17 protein-coding genes are annotated in these 17500 nt (G+C 67.0%); 6 read left to right on the forward strand and 11 right to left on the reverse strand.

Annotated elements, in window-relative coordinates; translation table 11 throughout:
* The first annotated feature begins 17 nt into the window (after positions 1-17).
* The 3 genes from lhgD (at position 18) to NNI01S_RS02170 (ending at position 2397) form a co-directional block, all read left to right on the forward strand.
* On the forward strand, positions 18-1202 hold the full coding sequence (gene lhgD, locus NNI01S_RS02160; RefSeq protein WP_063016927.1) for an L-2-hydroxyglutarate dehydrogenase: 1185 nt from the start codon (positions 18-20) through the stop codon (positions 1200-1202).
* Between the two features lie 141 nt (positions 1203-1343).
* Entirely contained in the window at positions 1344-1814 is a 471-nt protein-coding gene (locus NNI01S_RS02165; protein ID WP_063016930.1) for an SRPBCC family protein, read from the forward strand.
* Between the two features lie 10 nt (positions 1815-1824).
* Positions 1825-2397, forward strand: coding sequence for a ribonuclease H family protein (locus NNI01S_RS02170; protein ID WP_063016932.1), 573 nt, complete (start codon positions 1825-1827; stop codon positions 2395-2397).
* Positions 2398-2474: 77 nt separating this feature from the next.
* Here the strand turns inward: NNI01S_RS02170 and NNI01S_RS02175 are convergent, their stop codons facing one another.
* From NNI01S_RS02175 to NNI01S_RS02215, 9 genes are all read right to left on the reverse strand, one after another.
* Positions 2475-3284, reverse strand: coding sequence for a hypothetical protein (locus tag NNI01S_RS02175; protein WP_063016934.1), 810 nt, complete (start codon positions 3282-3284; stop codon positions 2475-2477).
* Positions 3285-3416: 132 nt separating this feature from the next.
* Positions 3417-4595 (reverse strand): MlaD family protein, encoded by a 1179-nt coding sequence (locus NNI01S_RS02180; protein WP_063016936.1) that lies wholly within the window; start codon positions 4593-4595, stop codon positions 3417-3419.
* The gene (locus NNI01S_RS02185) at positions 4592-5683 is read right to left on the reverse strand and encodes an MCE family protein (protein WP_063016937.1); all 1092 of its coding nucleotides are present in this window, start codon (positions 5681-5683) and stop codon (positions 4592-4594) included. The genes NNI01S_RS02180 and NNI01S_RS02185 overlap by 4 nt, the downstream gene beginning before the upstream one ends.
* Before the next feature lie 8 nt (positions 5684-5691).
* Positions 5692-6801 (reverse strand): MlaD family protein, encoded by a 1110-nt coding sequence (locus NNI01S_RS02190; protein ID WP_063016939.1) that lies wholly within the window; start codon positions 6799-6801, stop codon positions 5692-5694.
* The gene (locus NNI01S_RS02195) at positions 6798-7799 is read right to left on the reverse strand and encodes an MCE family protein (protein WP_439956110.1); all 1002 of its coding nucleotides are present in this window, start codon (positions 7797-7799) and stop codon (positions 6798-6800) included. Before NNI01S_RS02195 ends, NNI01S_RS02190 begins: the two co-directional genes overlap by 4 nt.
* Positions 7796-8839, reverse strand: a complete 1044-nt coding sequence (locus tag NNI01S_RS02200) for an MCE family protein (RefSeq protein WP_063016943.1) — start codon at positions 8837-8839, stop codon at positions 7796-7798. Before NNI01S_RS02200 ends, NNI01S_RS02195 begins: the two co-directional genes overlap by 4 nt.
* Complete coding sequence (locus NNI01S_RS02205) at positions 8836-10332, reverse strand: MCE family protein (RefSeq protein ID WP_063016945.1); 1497 nt, start codon at positions 10330-10332, stop codon at positions 8836-8838. The genes NNI01S_RS02200 and NNI01S_RS02205 overlap by 4 nt, the downstream gene beginning before the upstream one ends.
* A gap of 5 nt (positions 10333-10337) precedes the next feature.
* Positions 10338-11201 carry an ABC transporter permease gene (locus NNI01S_RS02210; RefSeq protein WP_063016947.1) on the reverse strand — a complete coding sequence of 288 codons (864 nt, stop codon included), beginning with the start codon at positions 11199-11201 and terminating at the stop codon, positions 10338-10340.
* 4 nt (positions 11202-11205) lie between these two features.
* Complete coding sequence (locus NNI01S_RS02215) at positions 11206-12060, reverse strand: MlaE family ABC transporter permease (protein ID WP_063016949.1); 855 nt, start codon at positions 12058-12060, stop codon at positions 11206-11208.
* Between the two features lie 525 nt (positions 12061-12585).
* Here NNI01S_RS02215 and NNI01S_RS02220 point away from each other — a divergent pair.
* Complete coding sequence (locus tag NNI01S_RS02220; RefSeq protein ID WP_063016951.1) at positions 12586-13260, forward strand: S1 family peptidase; 675 nt, start codon at positions 12586-12588, stop codon at positions 13258-13260.
* A 53-nt stretch (positions 13261-13313) separates the two neighbouring features.
* On the opposite strand, the gene NNI01S_RS02225 is transcribed toward NNI01S_RS02220, so the two are convergent.
* Together NNI01S_RS02225 and lppU are read right to left on the reverse strand one after the other, a co-directional pair.
* Positions 13314-14765, reverse strand: a complete 1452-nt coding sequence (locus NNI01S_RS02225) for an MFS transporter (RefSeq protein WP_063016963.1) — start codon at positions 14763-14765, stop codon at positions 13314-13316.
* Positions 14766-14805: 40 nt separating this feature from the next.
* Positions 14806-15429, reverse strand: coding sequence for an LppU family putative lipoprotein (gene lppU, locus NNI01S_RS02230; RefSeq protein ID WP_063016965.1), 624 nt, complete (start codon positions 15427-15429; stop codon positions 14806-14808).
* A gap of 188 nt (positions 15430-15617) precedes the next feature.
* On the opposite strand from lppU, the gene NNI01S_RS02235 reads away from it, so the two are divergent.
* Together NNI01S_RS02235 and NNI01S_RS02240 are read left to right on the forward strand one after the other, a co-directional pair.
* On the forward strand, positions 15618-16127 hold the full coding sequence (locus NNI01S_RS02235; protein ID WP_063016967.1) for a DUF6764 family protein: 510 nt from the start codon (positions 15618-15620) through the stop codon (positions 16125-16127).
* A gap of 126 nt (positions 16128-16253) precedes the next feature.
* Positions 16254-17477, forward strand: a complete 1224-nt coding sequence (locus tag NNI01S_RS02240) for a serine hydrolase domain-containing protein (protein ID WP_157114558.1) — start codon at positions 16254-16256, stop codon at positions 17475-17477.
* The last annotated feature ends 23 nt before the right edge of the window (positions 17478-17500 follow it).

Here is a 17500-nt window from a genome sequence, read left to right on the forward strand (position 1 = left end):
CGCCTACCCTGCTCGGCATGAGCGCCTACGACTTCTGCGTCATCGGCGGCGGCATCGTCGGCGTGGCGACCGCGCACCGGATCCTGGCGCGCAACCCCGGCGCGAGCCTGGTCCTGCTGGAGAAAGCCCAGCATCTGGCCGCGCATCAGACCGGGCACAACAGCGGAGTCATCCACTCCGGCATCTACTACCCGCCGGACAGCCTGAAGGCCACGCTGTGCCGCCGTGGCGCGCGCTGGACCAAGGATTTCGCGGCGGCACAAGACATTCCGCATCGGGTCTGCGGCAAATTGCTGGTCGCCACCGACGACGCCGAATACGGGCGGATGCTCGCGCTGCACGAACGTTCGATCACCAATGGCGTGGCCGTCGAACTGATCGACGCCGCGGAACTCACGCGGCGCGAACCGCGCGTCACCGGCGTCGGCGCCCTCTTCGTCCCGGACACCGGCATCATCGACTTCACCCGGGTGACCGAAGCGCTCGCCGAAGAAGTTCGCGGCGCGGGTGGTGAATTCGTGCTCGGCGTCGAGGTGGCCACGCTCACGGAGACGACGGACGCGGTGACCGCCGCGGGGCCGGTCGGCTCGTGGACGGCTCGCCGCCTGGTGGTCTGCGCGGGGCTGCAAGCCGACCGGCTGGCCAGGGCGGCCGGACTGCGCACCGACTTCCGCATCGTCCCATTCCGCGGTGAGTACTACCAACTGCCGCAGGAGCGCAACGGGCTGGTGCGCACCTTGATCTATCCGATTCCCGATCCGGAATTGCCGTTCCTCGGCGTGCATTTGAGCCCCATGATCGACGGTTCGCTGACGGTGGGGCCGAACGCGGTGCTCGGACTGGCCAGGGAGGGCTACCGCAAAGGGAGCGTGGACCTGGCCGATGCGCGAGAGGTGCTCGGATTCCCCGGTTTTCACCGCGTCGCCAAGGCGAACGTGCGCACCGGCTTGCGTGAACTGCGCAACTCGCTGTTCAAGCGCGGATACCTGGCGCAGTGCCGCCGCTACTGTCCGGAGCTGACGCTCGCCGATCTGCTGCCGCGGGAGGCGGGCATTCGCGCGCAGGCGGTCATGCGGGACGGAACCTTGGTGCACGACTTCATGATCGAGCGCACGGAGCGCTCGGTCCATCTGCTCAACGCGCCCTCACCCGCGGCGACCTCGGCCATGCCGATCGCGGAGCACCTCGTCGACCAACTCTGAACCTCGCCGCGCACCATCCCCTTCCCAAGCAACCAGTCGGTCGCAACCTTGCGAATTGGGCCGACCAAATCGCCCAGAGCTCTCCAATAAAGAGGAGAGCTGTAGTACTTTTAACGCCAGTCGTGGGACAGGGAGGGCCTGATGGGCCACATCAAGTACGCGAGTGACGTCGGAGCGCCCGTCGAGGTCGCTTTCCACTACACGGACAACCATCTGTTCGTACCGGATTGGATGTTCGGCATCGCGGACTTCGCACCGACCGGCGAACAGGATCGCGGACTAGGCGCGGTCTTCGCCACCACCACCCGCCTCGCGCTCTGGCAGCCGACGTCGACCTGCGAGATCACCGAATACCGCCCCAACGCCGTGATCGGCTACACGCTGCGCGGGCGCGTCTCCGGCACGCTGCGGCTGCGCTTCGACCCGCTCGGTTACGGACGCTCGGTGCTGACCTCCGAGGCGGAGTACAGTCCACCCCGCGGACCGGTCGGGCGCTTGGGCGCGGGCCTGGTGGACGCCGCGGTCAAATCGGCGCTACGGCGGACGGAGTCGCGGTTACGGAGGGAGATAGAGGAATTCCACGGTACGGATCTTGTCGGTCGGATTGCGTAGGGTGCCAGCCATGATCATCGTGAGCACCGACGGATCCTGCCTCCGCAATCCCGGCGGCGCCATCGGCTGGGCTTGGGTCAATCATCAGGGCTCCTCGGCCAGCGGGGGAGCCGCGTCCGGAACCAACCAGGTCGCGGAGTTGCGCGCGGTGCTGGAGGCGATCGTCGCCCACCCCGGATCCGAACCCCTGCTCATCGAGAGCGATTCGCTCTACGCGATCAAATGCGCATCGGAATGGGTGGCGGGGTGGCGGCTCAACGGCTGGCGCACGTCCACCGGTGGCGCGGTGAAGAACGTCGAACTCGTCCGGCAGATCGATCGAGCCATCGCGAGCAGGCCGGGACCGGTCCGTTTCCGTTGGGTCCGTGGACATGTCGGCAACTACTTCAACGAGCAGGCCGACGCATTGGCCGGAGAAGCGGCTCGGCAGGCCGCGGTCACCGCGGCTGTCGCCGAGGCGAACACCGTGGAGATGCTCGCGGTGACTGTGGAGGAAACGCCGACGGCGCCGGAAGCGCCGAAGAGCAAGGCCGCGGGGAAGGCGGCCGCGCCGTCGGCGCCACAGACTTTGACGCTGTTCTGATTCACCGGGCGAATCACCGCAGGCTGCCCGAATGACCTCCGGCGGTGGTGGCTCGGCCCACCGCCGGAGGCGCTCGGCTAGTTGCCCGGCTGCGGTGCGGGCTGACCAGACGGTGCCGGCTGCGGAGCCGGAGCGCCGCCCGGCGCGGGAGCTCCGGGCAGGCCGGTGCCCGCGCCCTTCAACATCGGCGAATCGAGCTTCTCGACCAGCCATTTGTCGCCGGACTTCTGCAGCTGGGCGATCACCACCACGAACTGCCGCTCGGGGTTGGCCTGGGTGAAGTTGGTCCGATACTGCGTGAGGGTCACCAGCACCTTGGCCGAGGTCTTGTCACCGGCCTGGTAGCCACACTGCACGTCGTCGGCCCAAGACTTGACCTGTGCCTGCACCATGGCGTCTTTCAGCGCCTTGGTCGCGTCGTCGAACTCCTTGAGGAACTCGCCCGTCGAGCCGGCCTTCACCGTGGTGAAGTAGTCGTCGAGGTTCTTCGAGTAGTCGTAGACCGAGACGTCCTTGCCGAATTTGCACGCGGCGTCGGTCGAGTCGCGGATCGCGTCGAGCTTGTCGCCGCGATCGGCGCCCTGCAGGAAGAACACCACCACCGCGGTGATGGCCGCGACCGCGAGCACACCGGCCGCGAACGCGGCCACCAGCGGAAGCGAGGTGGATTTCCCGGACGGTGCTGGGGCGGCCTTGGGCGCGGCCTTCTTCGCGGCCGGTTTCGCGCCGGTCTCGGCGGTCTTGTCTGCCTTCTCCGCCTCGGACAGCTCGGGCTTCGCCGCGCCGGCGGCGTCCCCCGACTTCGCGGTCACCGCGTCGGTGTCCTTGTCGGAGGCGGCGGCCGTCTTCTCGGCGTCCTTGTCGGTCTCGGCGTCGTCGGTAGACATCGATAAAACCTGCACTTTCCCGGCGCGCCTCGGCGCGCACCGATTGGCTTCAGCGGCCCGCGACAGCGAGCCTCAAGCGTTCCACCGGCGAGTATGCCCGCCCGACGGGATGACCGCCGGGCCGGGTACGACTCACCGCACCGGAGGCAGGGTCCGTTCGTTCGGATCCACACCCGGCGGCATGTGCGCGCCGTTGTTGGGCACATCGGGCCGCGGCGCGTTGGCGGCGCCGCGGATCTGCTGACCCGGCGGCGGGTTCTCACAGTAGTTCCACTTCGGGATCGTGCCGTCCTGCACGACCTCGTTGCGAATCTTCGGAGTGTTGTAGGTGCAGAACGGCCGCGGCCAGATGTCGATCATCGCGTGGAATTCGCCGTCGTGCGCCGGGACGCCGAGCGCTTCGCCGCCGAGCGCGAGCGAGGGGAACAGCGCGCGCAGTGCGGGCAGCCGCAGCTGCGCGGCCTTCGTGATCGCCTGGAAGTTGGTCGCCAGGCTGGTGATCGGATCGGCCGTCTTGTCCACCACCGCGCCCAGGCTGGTGAGCTGTCCGGGCGCGGTCTCCAGCACCCGTTGCAGTTCCGCGTTCGCCTTGTTGAACTGCTCGAACAACACTCCGGAGTTGCGGGTCAGCGTGGCCAGATCGGGCTGCGCCATGGACGTGGTGTTCGCGATGGTGCGCAGGTTGGTGATCAGATTCGTGGTCTGCGGCAACAGCGAATCCAGCCCGGCCATCGCCAAGCTGATGCCGTTGACCAGGCCCCGCAGCTGATCCGGACCCCCGCTCAGCGCGATGTCCAGCTCGTTCAGGATCACCTGGAAGTGATCCGGATCGATCTGCGCGATCAGGGCGCTGGAGTTGTCCAGGACCGACCACACCGGCGTCGGCGTGTGGATCTTGTCCGGATCGAACTTGATCACCGCGCCGTTGGCCAGATACGGCCCCTGCTCGGCGTTCGGCCGGAAGTCGATGTACTGCTCACCCGCGCCGGACAATGCCTGCACCGCGATCTGGGTGTCCACCGGGATCTTGTACTTCGACTCGATCTGCGCGGTGGCGGCGATGGCTTGGCCGCGGTCGATCAGCTCGATCGATGTCACCTTGCCGATGCGCCACCCGCGCAGCGTCACGTCGTTGCCGGGCTGCAGACCGCCGGAACGGTCCAGATTCACCGTGACGGTGTAGTCGGACCGCAACGGGTTCACCCGCATCACGTTCAGCATCAGGTACGTGGCGCCGATCAGCAGCACGAGCACCAGGCCCACGTTCGACAGGAAGATCTTGCTTCCGAACAATTTGCGCGCGGAGGTCATCGGTGTCCGCCCCCCACTCGATTCTGGACCAGTTGCAGCACCTGGATCAGGCTGCCCGCGAAGTCCTGCAGGTCGTTGAGGTCTTGGAGCTTGCCGTGCTCCGGGTCGGTGAGCGCGCTGATGTCCAGGTTGGTCGCGGTCGCGTACACCGCGAAGCTGCTGCCCCGGAAGGTCGCGTCGACCTTCGGCCGGATCACCCGCAGCCGATCCAGCAGGACGCCGAAACCGTCACCGGTCCTGGCGATCGCGTCCATCAGCTGGCGGGTGTTCTCCAGCAACCCGTTCAGATTCTCGGTCGAGGTGTTCGCGTAATCGCCCAGCGCGGCGCTGGCGGTGGACAACCTGGTGAGCAGGTCGCCGAGGGCCCGGTTGTTCTCGGCGATGGCGCCGATCATCTGCGGCAGTGTGTCGGCCACCTCGCCGAGCTCCGACCGCCGTCCCTCGATGGTGGTGGCCAGGGTGCTGAATTCTCCGAGCACACTGTCCACCCGGGCGGAGTTGGCATTCAGGCTGCCGACGACGCCGGTCATCTCGGTGATCAGGTGGGCGAGTTGCTCACCGCGACCGCCGACGATGGAGTCGAGTTCCGAGCCGAGCTTGGAGAGGCTGGCGATGCCGCCGCCGTTGAACAGCATGGAGACCGAGATGAGCAGCTGCTCGACGGTGGCGCCGGCCGAGGTGCTGTCGATGGTGAGCGTGTCGCCGTCGTGCAGCATCGCCGCGCCGGGCTCGGCCTTGGGCTTGGACACCGCAACGAAAACGTCACCCAGCGGCGTGGCCTGACGCAGTTCCGCCGTGCTGCCCTTGGGCAACTCGATGTCCTTGCGGATGGTCAGGTCCACGATGGCCTGGAAGTTCTTGGTCTTGATGTCGGTGACCACGCCGACATCCGAACCGCCGATCTTCACCTTCGCCTGATCAGGCAGATTCAGCGCGTTCTCGAAGACCGCGTGGATCGTGTAGGTCTCCCCGCCCTGGCCCGGTTTCGGCAGCGGCAGCTTCTCCACGGTGAGCCCGCAGCCGGAGGTGACCGCCACGCCGGCCACCGCGGCGAAAGCGACCAGCGCCCTGCGTGCCTTGATCGTCATTCGGTACGTCATTTCGTCAGTCCGAGCAGTGCCGCGGTGAGGCCGTAGTCGGGTCCGAAGTCCTGCATGTTTCCGGTGCGGCAGCCGTCGGCCTTCATCTGGATGCGTTCGCAGAACAGGCTGACGATCTCACCCGACAGCGCGGTGCCGATCACCGCGTGCAGCCGGACGTAGCCGTGCTCGCGGTTGATGATGTTGTCGACGTTCTGCATGACCATCGGCGCCAGGTCGGCGACCTCGGTGAGTCCGTAGGCGTTGTCGCGCAGCTGCCGGGTGACGTTGGTCAGGCCGGTCATGGAACCCTGCAACTGATCCTGGTACTGCGTCAGCGTGGTGCTCGTGTTCTGCAGGAAGGCGAGCAGCTGATCCAGCGTGGCCTGCAGGCCGGGGGCCTGGTCGGCGAGCAGACCGGTCATCTGGGTCACCCGGTTGCTGAAATCGCGCACCGACTGGTCGTTCTCGGCCAGCATGGTTGTGAGGTCGTTCAGCTTGATGATGATGCTGGAGATCGCATCCTTGTTGTCCACACCGACCTTCAGTGCGCTGGACAGCGCGTTGAGGGTGTCGCGGATCTTCTCGCCGTTGCCGTTGAGCATCGGGTAGAGCACCCGGCCCGACAGCGGGCCGATGCCCTCCTGACCCGGCTCCGGCTTCAGCGCGGCGGCGAACTGGTCGATGGTCTTGATCATCGTGTCCAGCTCGACCGGCGTCTTGGTGCGTGCCTTGGGCAGATGATCGCCGTCGGACAAGGTAGCGCCGCCGGTGTAGACCGGGGTCAGCTCGACGTGCCGGTCGGTGACGATGGACGGCGAGACGATCGCGGCGATGGCGTCCTTCGGGATCTTCACGTCCTTGTCGATGGACATGTGCACCTCGACCAGGGTGCCCTTGGGCACGATCTTGTCGACCTTGCCGACATCGAGCCCGAGCACCGTGATCGGGTTGCCCTCGTAGATGCCCGCGATGTTGTCGAAGTCCGCGGTGATCTGCAGGGTGTTGCCCAGCGCGTCGTTCACCGAACTCGGCAGCAGCGAGCAACTGCCGACCGTCATGGCGGCGGCGCTGATCATCAGCGCCTTCGCGACGGTCCTCAGCGGAAAGCCCGTGCGGAATCTCATCCCTGGCACCCCTCGATGACTTGGGCAAAGCACAACCAGTTGTCCGGGAACAGCCACGGCAGGCCGACATCGCCGTACGGACCGCTGCCACCCCAGGAGTTCGCCAGGTAGCGCAGGGTCGGCGGCATGATCGACAGCATCCGATCCAGGTTGTCCTTGTTCTTCTGCAGGCCTTCGGCCATGGTGTTCAGCTGCTGAATGGTCGGGCCGAGCTGATCGTTGTTCTCCGCGCCGATCGCCTCCAGCTGCTTGGTCAGCGTCGCGACGTTGTCCAGCAGCTGGCGCAGCAGCGCCTGGCGCTCCATCACCCGGTTGGCGATGGCCTCGCCCTGGGTGATCACCAGCAGGATGCTGTTGCGGTTGTCGCCGAGGATCCGGGTGACCCGGTCCAAGTCCTTCAGCAAGGTGTCGACCTCGGCCTTGCGGCTGTCGATCACCTTCGCCAGCGCGCCGACGCTGTCCAGCGCCTGCGCGGTGAGCTGCGGCGAGCCGTTCATCTGCTCGTTGATCAGGTTCAGCGAGTCGGCCAGTTTCTTGGTGTCGAGCGCTTCGAACTTCGGGGTGCCGACCTGCACCACGTCGGCCAGGTTGTACGGGACCGTGGTGTTGGACACCGGGATCCGCTTGCCCTTCAGGCCCGAACCGTCACCCGGCTCGAGATCCACGTACCTTGCGCCGAGCAGCGTGGCCATCTTGATCGAGGCACGCGCGTCCGGGCCCAGCTTGACGTCGTTGCTGACGCTCAGCGTCAGCAGCACATGGCTGCCCTCGAGCTCGGCGTCGACCACGCGCCCGGAGGACACTCCGGCGACGTTCACCTTGTCGCCGACCCTGATGCCCGCGGCCTGCACGAACTCTGCCTTGATCGACTGTTCGCCGACGCCGACGAGCTTGTAGACGCTGGACACCAGCAGCAGCACCACGATGAGGGCACCGCCGATGATGCCCAACCAGAAGTACCGGTTGCTCTCGAACCTGGACCTGAGCTTCGTCATCATGGGCGGCACACCGCCGAGTGCGAGGTGCCACCGATCTGGGAGAACAGACCGCGCGGGAAGAGGACACCGTAGAGCGACAGGTCCAGCCCACACAGGTAGGCGTTGGCGTAACCGCCCTCCGAGGTGTGCCTGCCCGCCGCCGACAGGACGTTCGGCAGGTCGATCGCCGCTTGATCGAGCTTGGCGCCGTTGTCCAGCAACAGCGTCAGCGCGGCGCTGGTGGAGTTCTGCGCCTCACGCAGGCTCGGCTGGATCCGGTCCATCATGCCGACCAGCGCCGTGGTCGCGGTCGCGATCTGCTCGGTCGAGCCGAGCAACGACTGCCCTTGTTCGTACAGGCCGCCGATCAAGGCCCGGGTCTGGGTCACCAGGGTCTCCAATTCATCACCTCGTTTCGCCAACCCCGACATCACGCCCGACAGGTTGGTGATCACATCGGACAGGATCGCGTCCCTGCGCTGGAAGTCGGTGGCCAGCTGTGCGGCCTGCACGATGAACGCGCTCAACGAGACGCCGTCACCTTGCAATGCCTGGATGAAGGTCTCCGACAGCCGGTTGACCTGTTCGGGCTGCAACACCTGGAACAGCGGCTGGAATCCGTTGAGCAGACCCGATACGTCGAACGACGGCTCGGTCCGATCGATCGGGATGGAACCGTTGTTCTTCAGCGGCGCCGGGCTCGACGACTTGCCGGGAGCCAGCGCCACGTACCGCTGACCGATCAGGTTCTGGTAGCGGACCAGCGCTTTGGTGTCGTTGTAGATCGTCTGGTCGCGCTGCACGATGAAGGTCACCTTGGCGACCGACTTCTTCAGATTCGCGTCCCGGCCCAGCTCGATCTTCTCGACCTTGCCCACCCGCACGCCCGCCATGCGGACGTCGTCGCCCTCGTGCAAGCCGAGCACGTCGGAGAACGTCGCGGAGTAGGTGTAGGTGTCACCGCTGACGATGCGCGCCAGCGTGTTCCACACCACCACCGTGACCAGGATCGACACGATCGCGAAGATGCTGAATCCGATCAGCGGTTTGCGAATGCTCATCGTCGGGCACCGTTGTCGGACACCTGCATGGTTCCGCCCTTCAGAATCGAGCTCAGCAGCAGATATTCGGCGGTGGTCGGCGTGCGGCCGAGCAGCGCGGTGATCGCGGCGTCACCCCGGTAGGAGATCGGCGCCGCCGAGGGAGTGCCTTCGGGCGCGGCGGCCGGAGCCACGGGAGCCGCGGGCGCCGCGGGCGCGGCCGGCGGAAGCAGACCCGGCAGCATGGGGAACAGTCCCTCGAGCGGAGTGCCCGCGAAGGGAACGGGTGCACCCCCGGTGGGGGCGGCCGCGGTCGCGCGGTTCGGATCGGGGGTGGTGACACCGGGGATCAGCGGCAGGCCGGGCATCGGCACCACCGGCGGAAGCCCGGCGGCCGACGCGAGCGCGCGCGGCTTCAGCTGTTCCGGCATTTCGCCGACATCGGCGACAGCGGGAGCGGTGTAGCAGCTCGGGCCGACCATGTCGCCGTAGCGCGGGCAGTCGGCCACGGTGTAGGGCCGGTACGGGGTGAGCGTGATGCCCGCGTCCCAGACCTGCTGCTTCTGCGGACCCCACTTGAATGTGGTGTCCATCCGGCGCATCGTCTCGCTGAGGTTCAGCAGGCTCCTGGTGATCGCGTCCGGGTCCGCGGCGAGAGCGCCGAACATGTCGTTGGTCCCCGCGGTGACCTCGATGCCCACGTTGGGGTTGCGGGCGAACAGGTCGTTGACCGTGTCGATGGTCCCGCTGGTCCCGGTGATCAGGGAGACCAGCTGGCTGCGACGGTCGGCAATGGTGCGCGCGGTCTGCACCGAGCTGCCGAGCACGTCGACGAGTTCGGGCGCGGACTGGTTGAGCGCGTTGAACGACGCGGAGAAGTCGCCCAGCAGCACCCCGAGATCCGGAATCGACTCGTCGACGGCCAGCAGCCAGCGGTCCAGCCGCTCGACGGTGGAGCCGGGCATGCGGCCACTGCCGTCCAGCGCTTGCGACAGGGTGCCCAGCACCCGGCCGAACTGCACCGGATCGATCTTGTCGAGGATGTTGCGGACCGTGGTGAGCGTGTCCTGCAGCGCGATGGTGCCCTTGCTGCGGTCCTCCTCGATGACCGAACCCTCGTGCAGGTACTGGTCGGCGGGGCCGTTGAAGACGAGTTCGACGGAGGTGACGGCGAACAGGTTGCTCGGCACCACGCGAGCGGTCACGTTGGACGGAATGTCGCCGGCGAACTCCGGCTTCATCTCGATGCGAACCTTCTGCAGCTCGCCCTTGGCCGCGACGTCGACGGTCTTCACCGCGCCGACGAGCACGCCGCGGAACTTGACGTCGGCCTGCTCGGGCAGACCGTCACCCGTGGTGGTCAGGTTCGCGGTGACGTTCACCTTCTCCTGGAAGAACCCCTTGTAGCGCAGCATCAGGAAGCTGAGCACCAAAGCGAACACGACCAGACCACACACGCCTGCGATGAGCAGCTGCCGCATCGTGGGCCCGCGCCCACTGGGATCGATGATCATCTGGTCTACCCCGAGATTCGGATGCCGGGGTTGACACCCCAGATCGCCAATGTCATGAACAGGTTCGCGAAAACGACCGCGATGATGCACATCTTGATCGCGCGGCCCGCGGCCACGCCGACGCCCTCGGGGCCACCGGAGGCGAAGAAGCCGTAGTAGCACTGGATGAACGTGGTGATCGCGACGAACAGGATCGCCTTGATCAGCGAATAGATGACGTCGGTCGGGATGAGGAACTGATAGAAGTAGTGCTGGTAGGTGCCTGTGGCGGTGCCGCCGATCAGCTGCACGGTCAGCGAGCAGGAGATGTAGGCCATGGTCAGGCCGAGGCAGTAGAGCGGGATGATGGCGATCATCGCCGCGAACATCCTGGTGCTGATCAGGTAGGGCAGCGGCCGGATGGCGATGGATTCGAGCGCGTCGATCTCCTCGGAGATGCGCATGGCGCCGAGCTGCGCGGTGAACCGGCAGCCCGCCTGCGCGGCGAAGGCCAGCGTCGCGAGCAGCGGGCCGAGTTCGCGAGTGGTCGCGAACGCCGAGATCGCTCCGGTGATCGGGCTCAGGCCGAGCAGGTTGAGCGAGTTGTAGCCCTGGATGCCGACGGTCATGCCGCCGAAGGCGCTCAGAATGACGACGACGCCGATGGTGCCGCCGCCGACGACGAGATTGCCGTTGCCCCAGGTGACGTCCGAGAGCAGACGCCACACTTCCTTGGGGTAGTGCTTGAGCGCCAGCGGAATCGAGCCGATCGAGCGCAACAGGAAGAACACCTGGTGGCCGAGCCTGGCGAGAAGATCGACCGGCGCCTGCGCGGATTTCCGGAACGCCTGGAGAGGCCGCAGCAGCGGCGGTACATAGGTTGATGACACCGGCTCAGACCACCTGTGACGGGAATAGTGCGTTGTAAACCTGGGTGATGATGAGGTTCACCCCGAACAGCATGATCGCGGAGCTCACCACCGCGGAATTCACCGAGTTCGCGACGCCGCCCGGACCGCCACGGGTGTTCAATCCGGTATCGCAGGCGATGATCGCCGCCAGCAGACCGAATATCAGCGATTTCGCCAGTGCGACAAGAAGATCGGTGGTCACGGCGAACGACGAGAAGGTGCCGACGTAGGAGCCCGGCGTTCCGTTCTGCGCGAAGATATTGAAGATGTAGCCGGTCAAGAAGCCTACGAAGACGACGAAGCCGCACAGCAGCACACTCACCAGCATCGCGGCGCCGAGCCGAGGGGCGACCAGCCTGCGCATCGGGTCGACGCCCATGACCTTCATGGCGTCGATCTCCTCGCGGATGGTGCGCGAGCCGAGGTCGGCGCAGACCGCGGAGCCGACGGCGCCCGCGATCATCAGCGAGGTGACCAGCGGGGCGCCCTGCTGGATGATGCCGAGGCCATTGGCCGCGCCGATGAACGAGGTGGCGCCGACCTGGCCTGCGACCGATCCGACCTGGATGGAGACGATGACGCCGATCGGGATGGCGACCAGCAGCGTCGGCGCCGCGGAGACGCTGGCCATGAACGCGCACTGCCGGACGAACTCGCCGAACGGGAAGCGCCTGCGGAAAATCGAGACGAACAGTTCGGCGACGGCCGCGAAGCCCATCGTGATCTGCCTGCCGAAGGTCTCCAGCGAACGCTTCGGATGATCCTGCCAGTAAGACCTCGTCCAATCGACCGCACCACTGAACCGTGACCCTGATGGTGGACTCTCGGTCGACTGCACTGGCTAATCCTCCTCGACGCCGGTTGGCTGCCCCGGCGACTCGTTTGCTTGACGCACCTTACTACGGAGTAGTGCAGAACACACCATCCACTTGTGATCGCAGTCATAGATGTCGCTCACCGTTGCCGGAAAGCAATGCTTAAGCCGTAGAACATTGGGAACGAGCCCAAACGCAGCGCCCTTACCTCTGGCACAAGCTACAGCCCAACTGCGTGAATCCACGATCCGCGGCGGCGGAACGGCGAATTACTTCGGATAATTATCATCGAAAATCAGATTTGTTTCCGGAGACCAACACCGCGCCTCCTTACTATCACCGTGACACTAACGGTCACGAGATTTTCACAATTGTGATAGCGGAATGCTATTAGCCTTGTAAGATACATTTCATCTCAGTTGTATGAAATGGGGTTGAAGCGCGGAGCAGTGGGGACAACCCCGTAGTGGTGACGCGCCCGAGGTCGTTTACTGACACGATGGGTGCGACAGATTGATATCGTGCGGGCTTCCGACGTCTGGAGGGACATGTTCAGCAAACTCGCCAAGGTGGCCAACGCCGCCTTCGCCGTCGCCCTGGGCGCGGCGCTGCTCGGCACGGGCGCAGGGGCCGCTAATGCCGACCCGGGCCCGCCGGTCTTGGGCGGTGGATCCGGCATCATCATCGACAACCAATTCGAGTGCACGGTCACGACTGTCGGCCACGACAACGCGGGACGTCTGGTCGGCCTGACCGCGGGCCACTGCGGCGACCCGGGCGCACAGGTCTACGCCGAAGCCGATCGGGGCGCGGGCGTGATCGGCCGGTTCGCCTACTCCAACCACGACCTCGACTACGCCGTCATCCAGTTCGATCCGGGCAAGATCACGCCGGTGAACCGGGTCGGCAACGTCACCATCACCGGTCTCGGGGCGCCGGCCAACTTCCCGCAGATCGTGTGCAAGGAAGGGCGCACCACCGGCAACACCTGCGGTATCGCCTGGGGTGACGTCTTCAGGACGAACGTCGAGACCTGGAGCCAGATGTGCGTGGTGGAAGGCGACTCCGGCGCACCGGTGGTCGTCGGGACGACGCTGGTCGGCATGGTGAACGCCTACCTGGCCATCGCATGCTTCGGCCCTGAGGTCGGTACCAACATGAGCTCGATCGTGGCCGACATCAACGCGCGCGGCGGCGTCGGCGCGGGCTACATCCCGATCTGATCGGACGACGCCCGCGACGAGCGGCCCGGAGGGAAGCGATCCATCCGGGCCGCTCATTGTTCGTTCAGGGCCGGTGCGACCGCGGGCCCCGCGACGCCGCACTGCGGCATGCAGTCGACGCTGTCCAACCTGGGTGCCCGCCGCACCGGACGCAGCAGCACGGCGGCGAGCGCCGCGCCGGTCACCAGCAATCCGGCACACAGCCACATCGCGGTGCCGAAGCCGTCGTCGAACGCCGCCGGGTCGCCCAGCGCACCCGAGATGCCGACGAGCCCGGGCAGCGTCGCCACCGCGAGCAGTTGCGCGGTGCGCGCGACGGCGTTGTTGACGCCCGAGGCGATGCCCGCCTCGCTCGCCGGCACCGCGCCGAGCACCGCACCGGTGAGCGGCGCGACCAGCGCCGCGAGCCCCAGCCCGAAGATCACGACACCCGGCAGCACGTCGGTCAGATACACGGTGTCCGGGCCGATGCGCAGCAGCAGCACCAGACCCGCCGCCGCCAGCAGCGGTCCGGCGGTCATCGGGATGCGCGGCCCGTGCTTCTGCGCCCAGCGCCCGGCGGGCGCCGAAAACGCCAGCATGATCAGCGTGACCGGCACGGTGGCGACGCCGGACATCAGCGGCGAGTACCCCGCTACCAATTGCAGTTCCAGCACCAGCAAGAAGAAGACGCCACCGAGCGCGGCGTAGACCGCGAGCGTCACGAGATTCGCGGCGGTGAACACCCGCGAGGCGAACAGCGCGGGCGGTACCAGCGGGTGGTCGCTGCGCAGCTCGATCACGACGAAGGCCCCGAGCAGCACGACACCGGCCACGACGAGCGAAGGCATGCCGTCGATCAGTCCGAGGGTCAGCGCACCGAGCGCCAGCGCCACCACCAGTGCGCCGGGCACGTCGAGCTGGGCGGCGGCGTCGGGATCGCGGCTCTCCGGCACGTGCCGCAGCGCGACCAGCACGACGACGAGGGTCAGCGGAACATTGAGGAAGAAGATGGACCGCCAGCCCGCGAACTCGATCAGCCAGCCGCCGAGGAACGGCCCGAGCGCGCCCGCCACACCACCGAAACCGGACCACAGGCCGATCGCCGCGCCTTGATCGCGCCGATCGATGGACGAGGAGATCAGGGCCAAGCTGCCCGGCGTGAGCATCGCGCCCGCTACGCCCTGCAGGATCCGGGCCGCGACCAGCATCTCGATCGTCGTCGCGACGCCGCACAGCACCGAGGCGAGCGCGAAGGCCACGGTTCCCCAGACGAACACCCGTCGCCGGCCGAGTTTGTCGCCGAGCGAGCCGCCGAGCAGGATGAACGAGGCGAGAGTCAGGGTGTAGCCGTTCAGCGTCCATTGCAGCCCGGCGACGTCCGTCTCCAGCGATTCACCGATACGCGGCAGCGCGATGTTCACGACCGTCGCGTCGAGCGAGGCGACCGACGAGCCGAGGATGGTGGCCAGCAGGATCCAGCGCCCGGTGCCGGAGCGCAGCCGCGGTAGCTCGGTGGTACTCACCAGCCCAACCTAGCTGGCCGCAGGTGGTGGGAAGTCCCGGTCAGAGTTCCTGTACGCAGACGACGAAGCGGCGCTTGTCGTAGACGTATCCGGTGCCGCTGCCGCAGACGCTGACGTCATCGGCCCCCTGCTGGATCTTGACCACCTTCACGCCCTTCGAGGGGGACGAACCGGCGCAGTCGATGCGCTTGGGGTCGTCACCGCCGACATCCATGCAGCCGCCGACCACCCAGTCGATGTCCAGGCACAGCGCGCCCTGTTCGATGCCGTTGATGGTCTCCGCGTAGTAGTTGTCGGCGTCGCTGCTGCACTGCGAGCTCTTGGACTTCTTGTCGATCACCTTGTAGTTCGACTCGCGGCTGCCACACGACGCCTTCTCGATGGTGGCGTTGGTGGTGGTGCCGCCGAGTTTCACGCAATCGTTGACGTTCGCGTCGAAGTCGGTGCTGCCGCTCGGCTTGCTCGTGGTCGGCTTGCTGGTGCTCGGCGTCGGCCTGCCGGAGGAGGGCTTCGGCGTGCTGGTCACCGATATCGCGTCGATCGTCCCGTCCACGGCGGGCTGGGCCGTACCGCTGACCGTGGAACTGCAGCCGACCAGCGACAACCCTGCCGCGATGGCGAATCCGGCGAAGGCGAGACGCCCCCAGGCCAGTTGACGAGACACGTACAGTCCTCCCGAGCTGTAACGCCGGCGAACTCACGCCCCCGTAATCCGAAGTTGCCATGGCTGCGCTTGAAATATCACGCCATGAATACACCATGGAGCGAGCGCGCGTCGAGCCGGAGACGGAAAACGACCGACGCCAACGGGTCTGGGTATGGTGGGTTTTCTGGTGTGAGAGGAGCCCCCGGGTGAAGCTGATCAGCGCAATCGTGTGTTCGACCGCCGCGATCGGAGGCTCTCTCGTCGTCCCGGGGGTGGCTTCCGCCACCGAAGTGCACTGCCGATCCGAACACGGGACCGACGTCACCGTCATCGACGGGGAGACGGCCTGCCGCGCGGCGACCGAGGGCCTCGGCGTGGCCAGGGCCAGTGGGATCGATGGCGTCGGCTACGCCAACGCGACCTCGGGCGCGACAGCCATCGGCATCGGCGCGGCGGGAGGCGTCGGCGCGAGCGAGGGCGCGGGCGGAGTTCCGGTGGCGGTCGGCTTCGGCCCCGACGCCGTCGCGCTGACCTCGACCGCCGACGAGCCGGGGACGCGGACGTTCGCGATCTCCATCGCGCTCGAAGGGTCGAGGGCGGGAGTGGAAACCGCCGAACAGGCGGTGGTCTGCCTGGGCGTGGCAGCCTTCGCGTGGAACGCCGACAGCGGCGAAGCGTGCTTGGCCACCCCTTTTGGGCTCTGGCAGACCCACTGAACGGGTTACCCTGGTTGACCAGCCCGGATACGGCGGTCAGGAGGTGACCCCATGGTTTCGGCAATGGCGGCGGACGACTTCGAGCCTGCCGATTCGGCCCGCGAGAAACTGTCGGCACCGCACGAGATGCTGGTCGACCCGCGTTTCATCCGGCTTGCCGATCAGTTCTTCGGCCTGTTCGCGCAGCCCGCGCGCGGTGGCGGCGCGCTCGCGGTCTACCTCGACGGTAAGCCCGTGGTCGACATCTGGGCCGGCTGGGCGGACAAGGAGCGGCGCTGGAACGGCGACACCGTCGCGCTGACCTTCTCCACCGGCAAGGGCGTGGCCTCGACCGTCGTGCACCGCGTGGCCGAACAGGGTCTGATCTCCTACGACACGCCGATGGCCGAGTACTGGCCGGAGTTCGCCGCGCACGGCAAGGACGACATCACGGTCCGCGACGTGCTCTGCCACCGCGCCGGCTTGCACCGGGTGCGCGGCCTGGTCCCCGGCCGCGAAGGCATCCTGAACTACGAGGCCGTGGTCCGGGCGCTGGCCGACAGCCCGCCGGACCCCCGGCGCATCCGCACCTCCGGCTATCACGCGATCACCTTCGGCTGGCTGGTCGCCGAACTCGTGCAGCGGGCGACGGGCAGGTCGTTCACCGAGGTGCTGCGCACCGAGATCGCCGAGCCGCTCGGTCTGGACGAGTACTGGTTCCGCGTCCCGGAAACCGAACGACATCGGATCGCCAAGATCTTCCGGCCGCTCGGTCCGCCCGGCGTCCGCTGGAACACCGCCTCCTCCGTGCTGTCCTGGGTGCGGCCGGTGCGCGGGCTCGCCGAGGCGGGCATGCCCGAGAGTTTCGACGAGCTGGTCCGCGATCCCCGGGTGCACGACTCGGTGATGCCGGGCTGGAACGGAGTGTTCTCGGCCCGCGCCCTCGCGCGGATGTACGGCGCGCTGGCCAACGGCGGGGTGGTCTACGCGGCCGGGTCGAGACAGGACGTGCACGGTTTCGGCGCGCCCGGACCCGAGCAGGCCGTGCGGCTCCTCGAGCCCGCGACGATCGCGACCATCGCCGAGGTCCAGCCCACCCACAGTCGCGACTACGTACTCGGTCTGCCGATCCACTTCACCCTCGGCTATCACCGCCCGGTGCTGATGTCCAAGCAGCAGCCGCGAAACGCGTTCGGCCATTACGGCGTCGGCGGCTCCGGTGCGTACGCCGACCCGGATCTCGGCATGTCGATCGCGTTCGTGACCAATGGCCTCGGCAGCATGGTGACCGCGCTCGGCGACGCGAGGCTGGCGCGGCTGGCCGCGACCGCGCAGGCCACGGTGCGCAAACACAAGCAGGCGGCGAGTTAGCGTCGAACCGCTCCGGGGGCGAC

It is taken from the genome of Nocardia niwae NBRC 108934 = DSM 45340 (assembly GCF_001613465.1).
GTDB classification, from domain to species: Bacteria; Actinomycetota; Actinomycetes; order Mycobacteriales; family Mycobacteriaceae; genus Nocardia; species Nocardia niwae.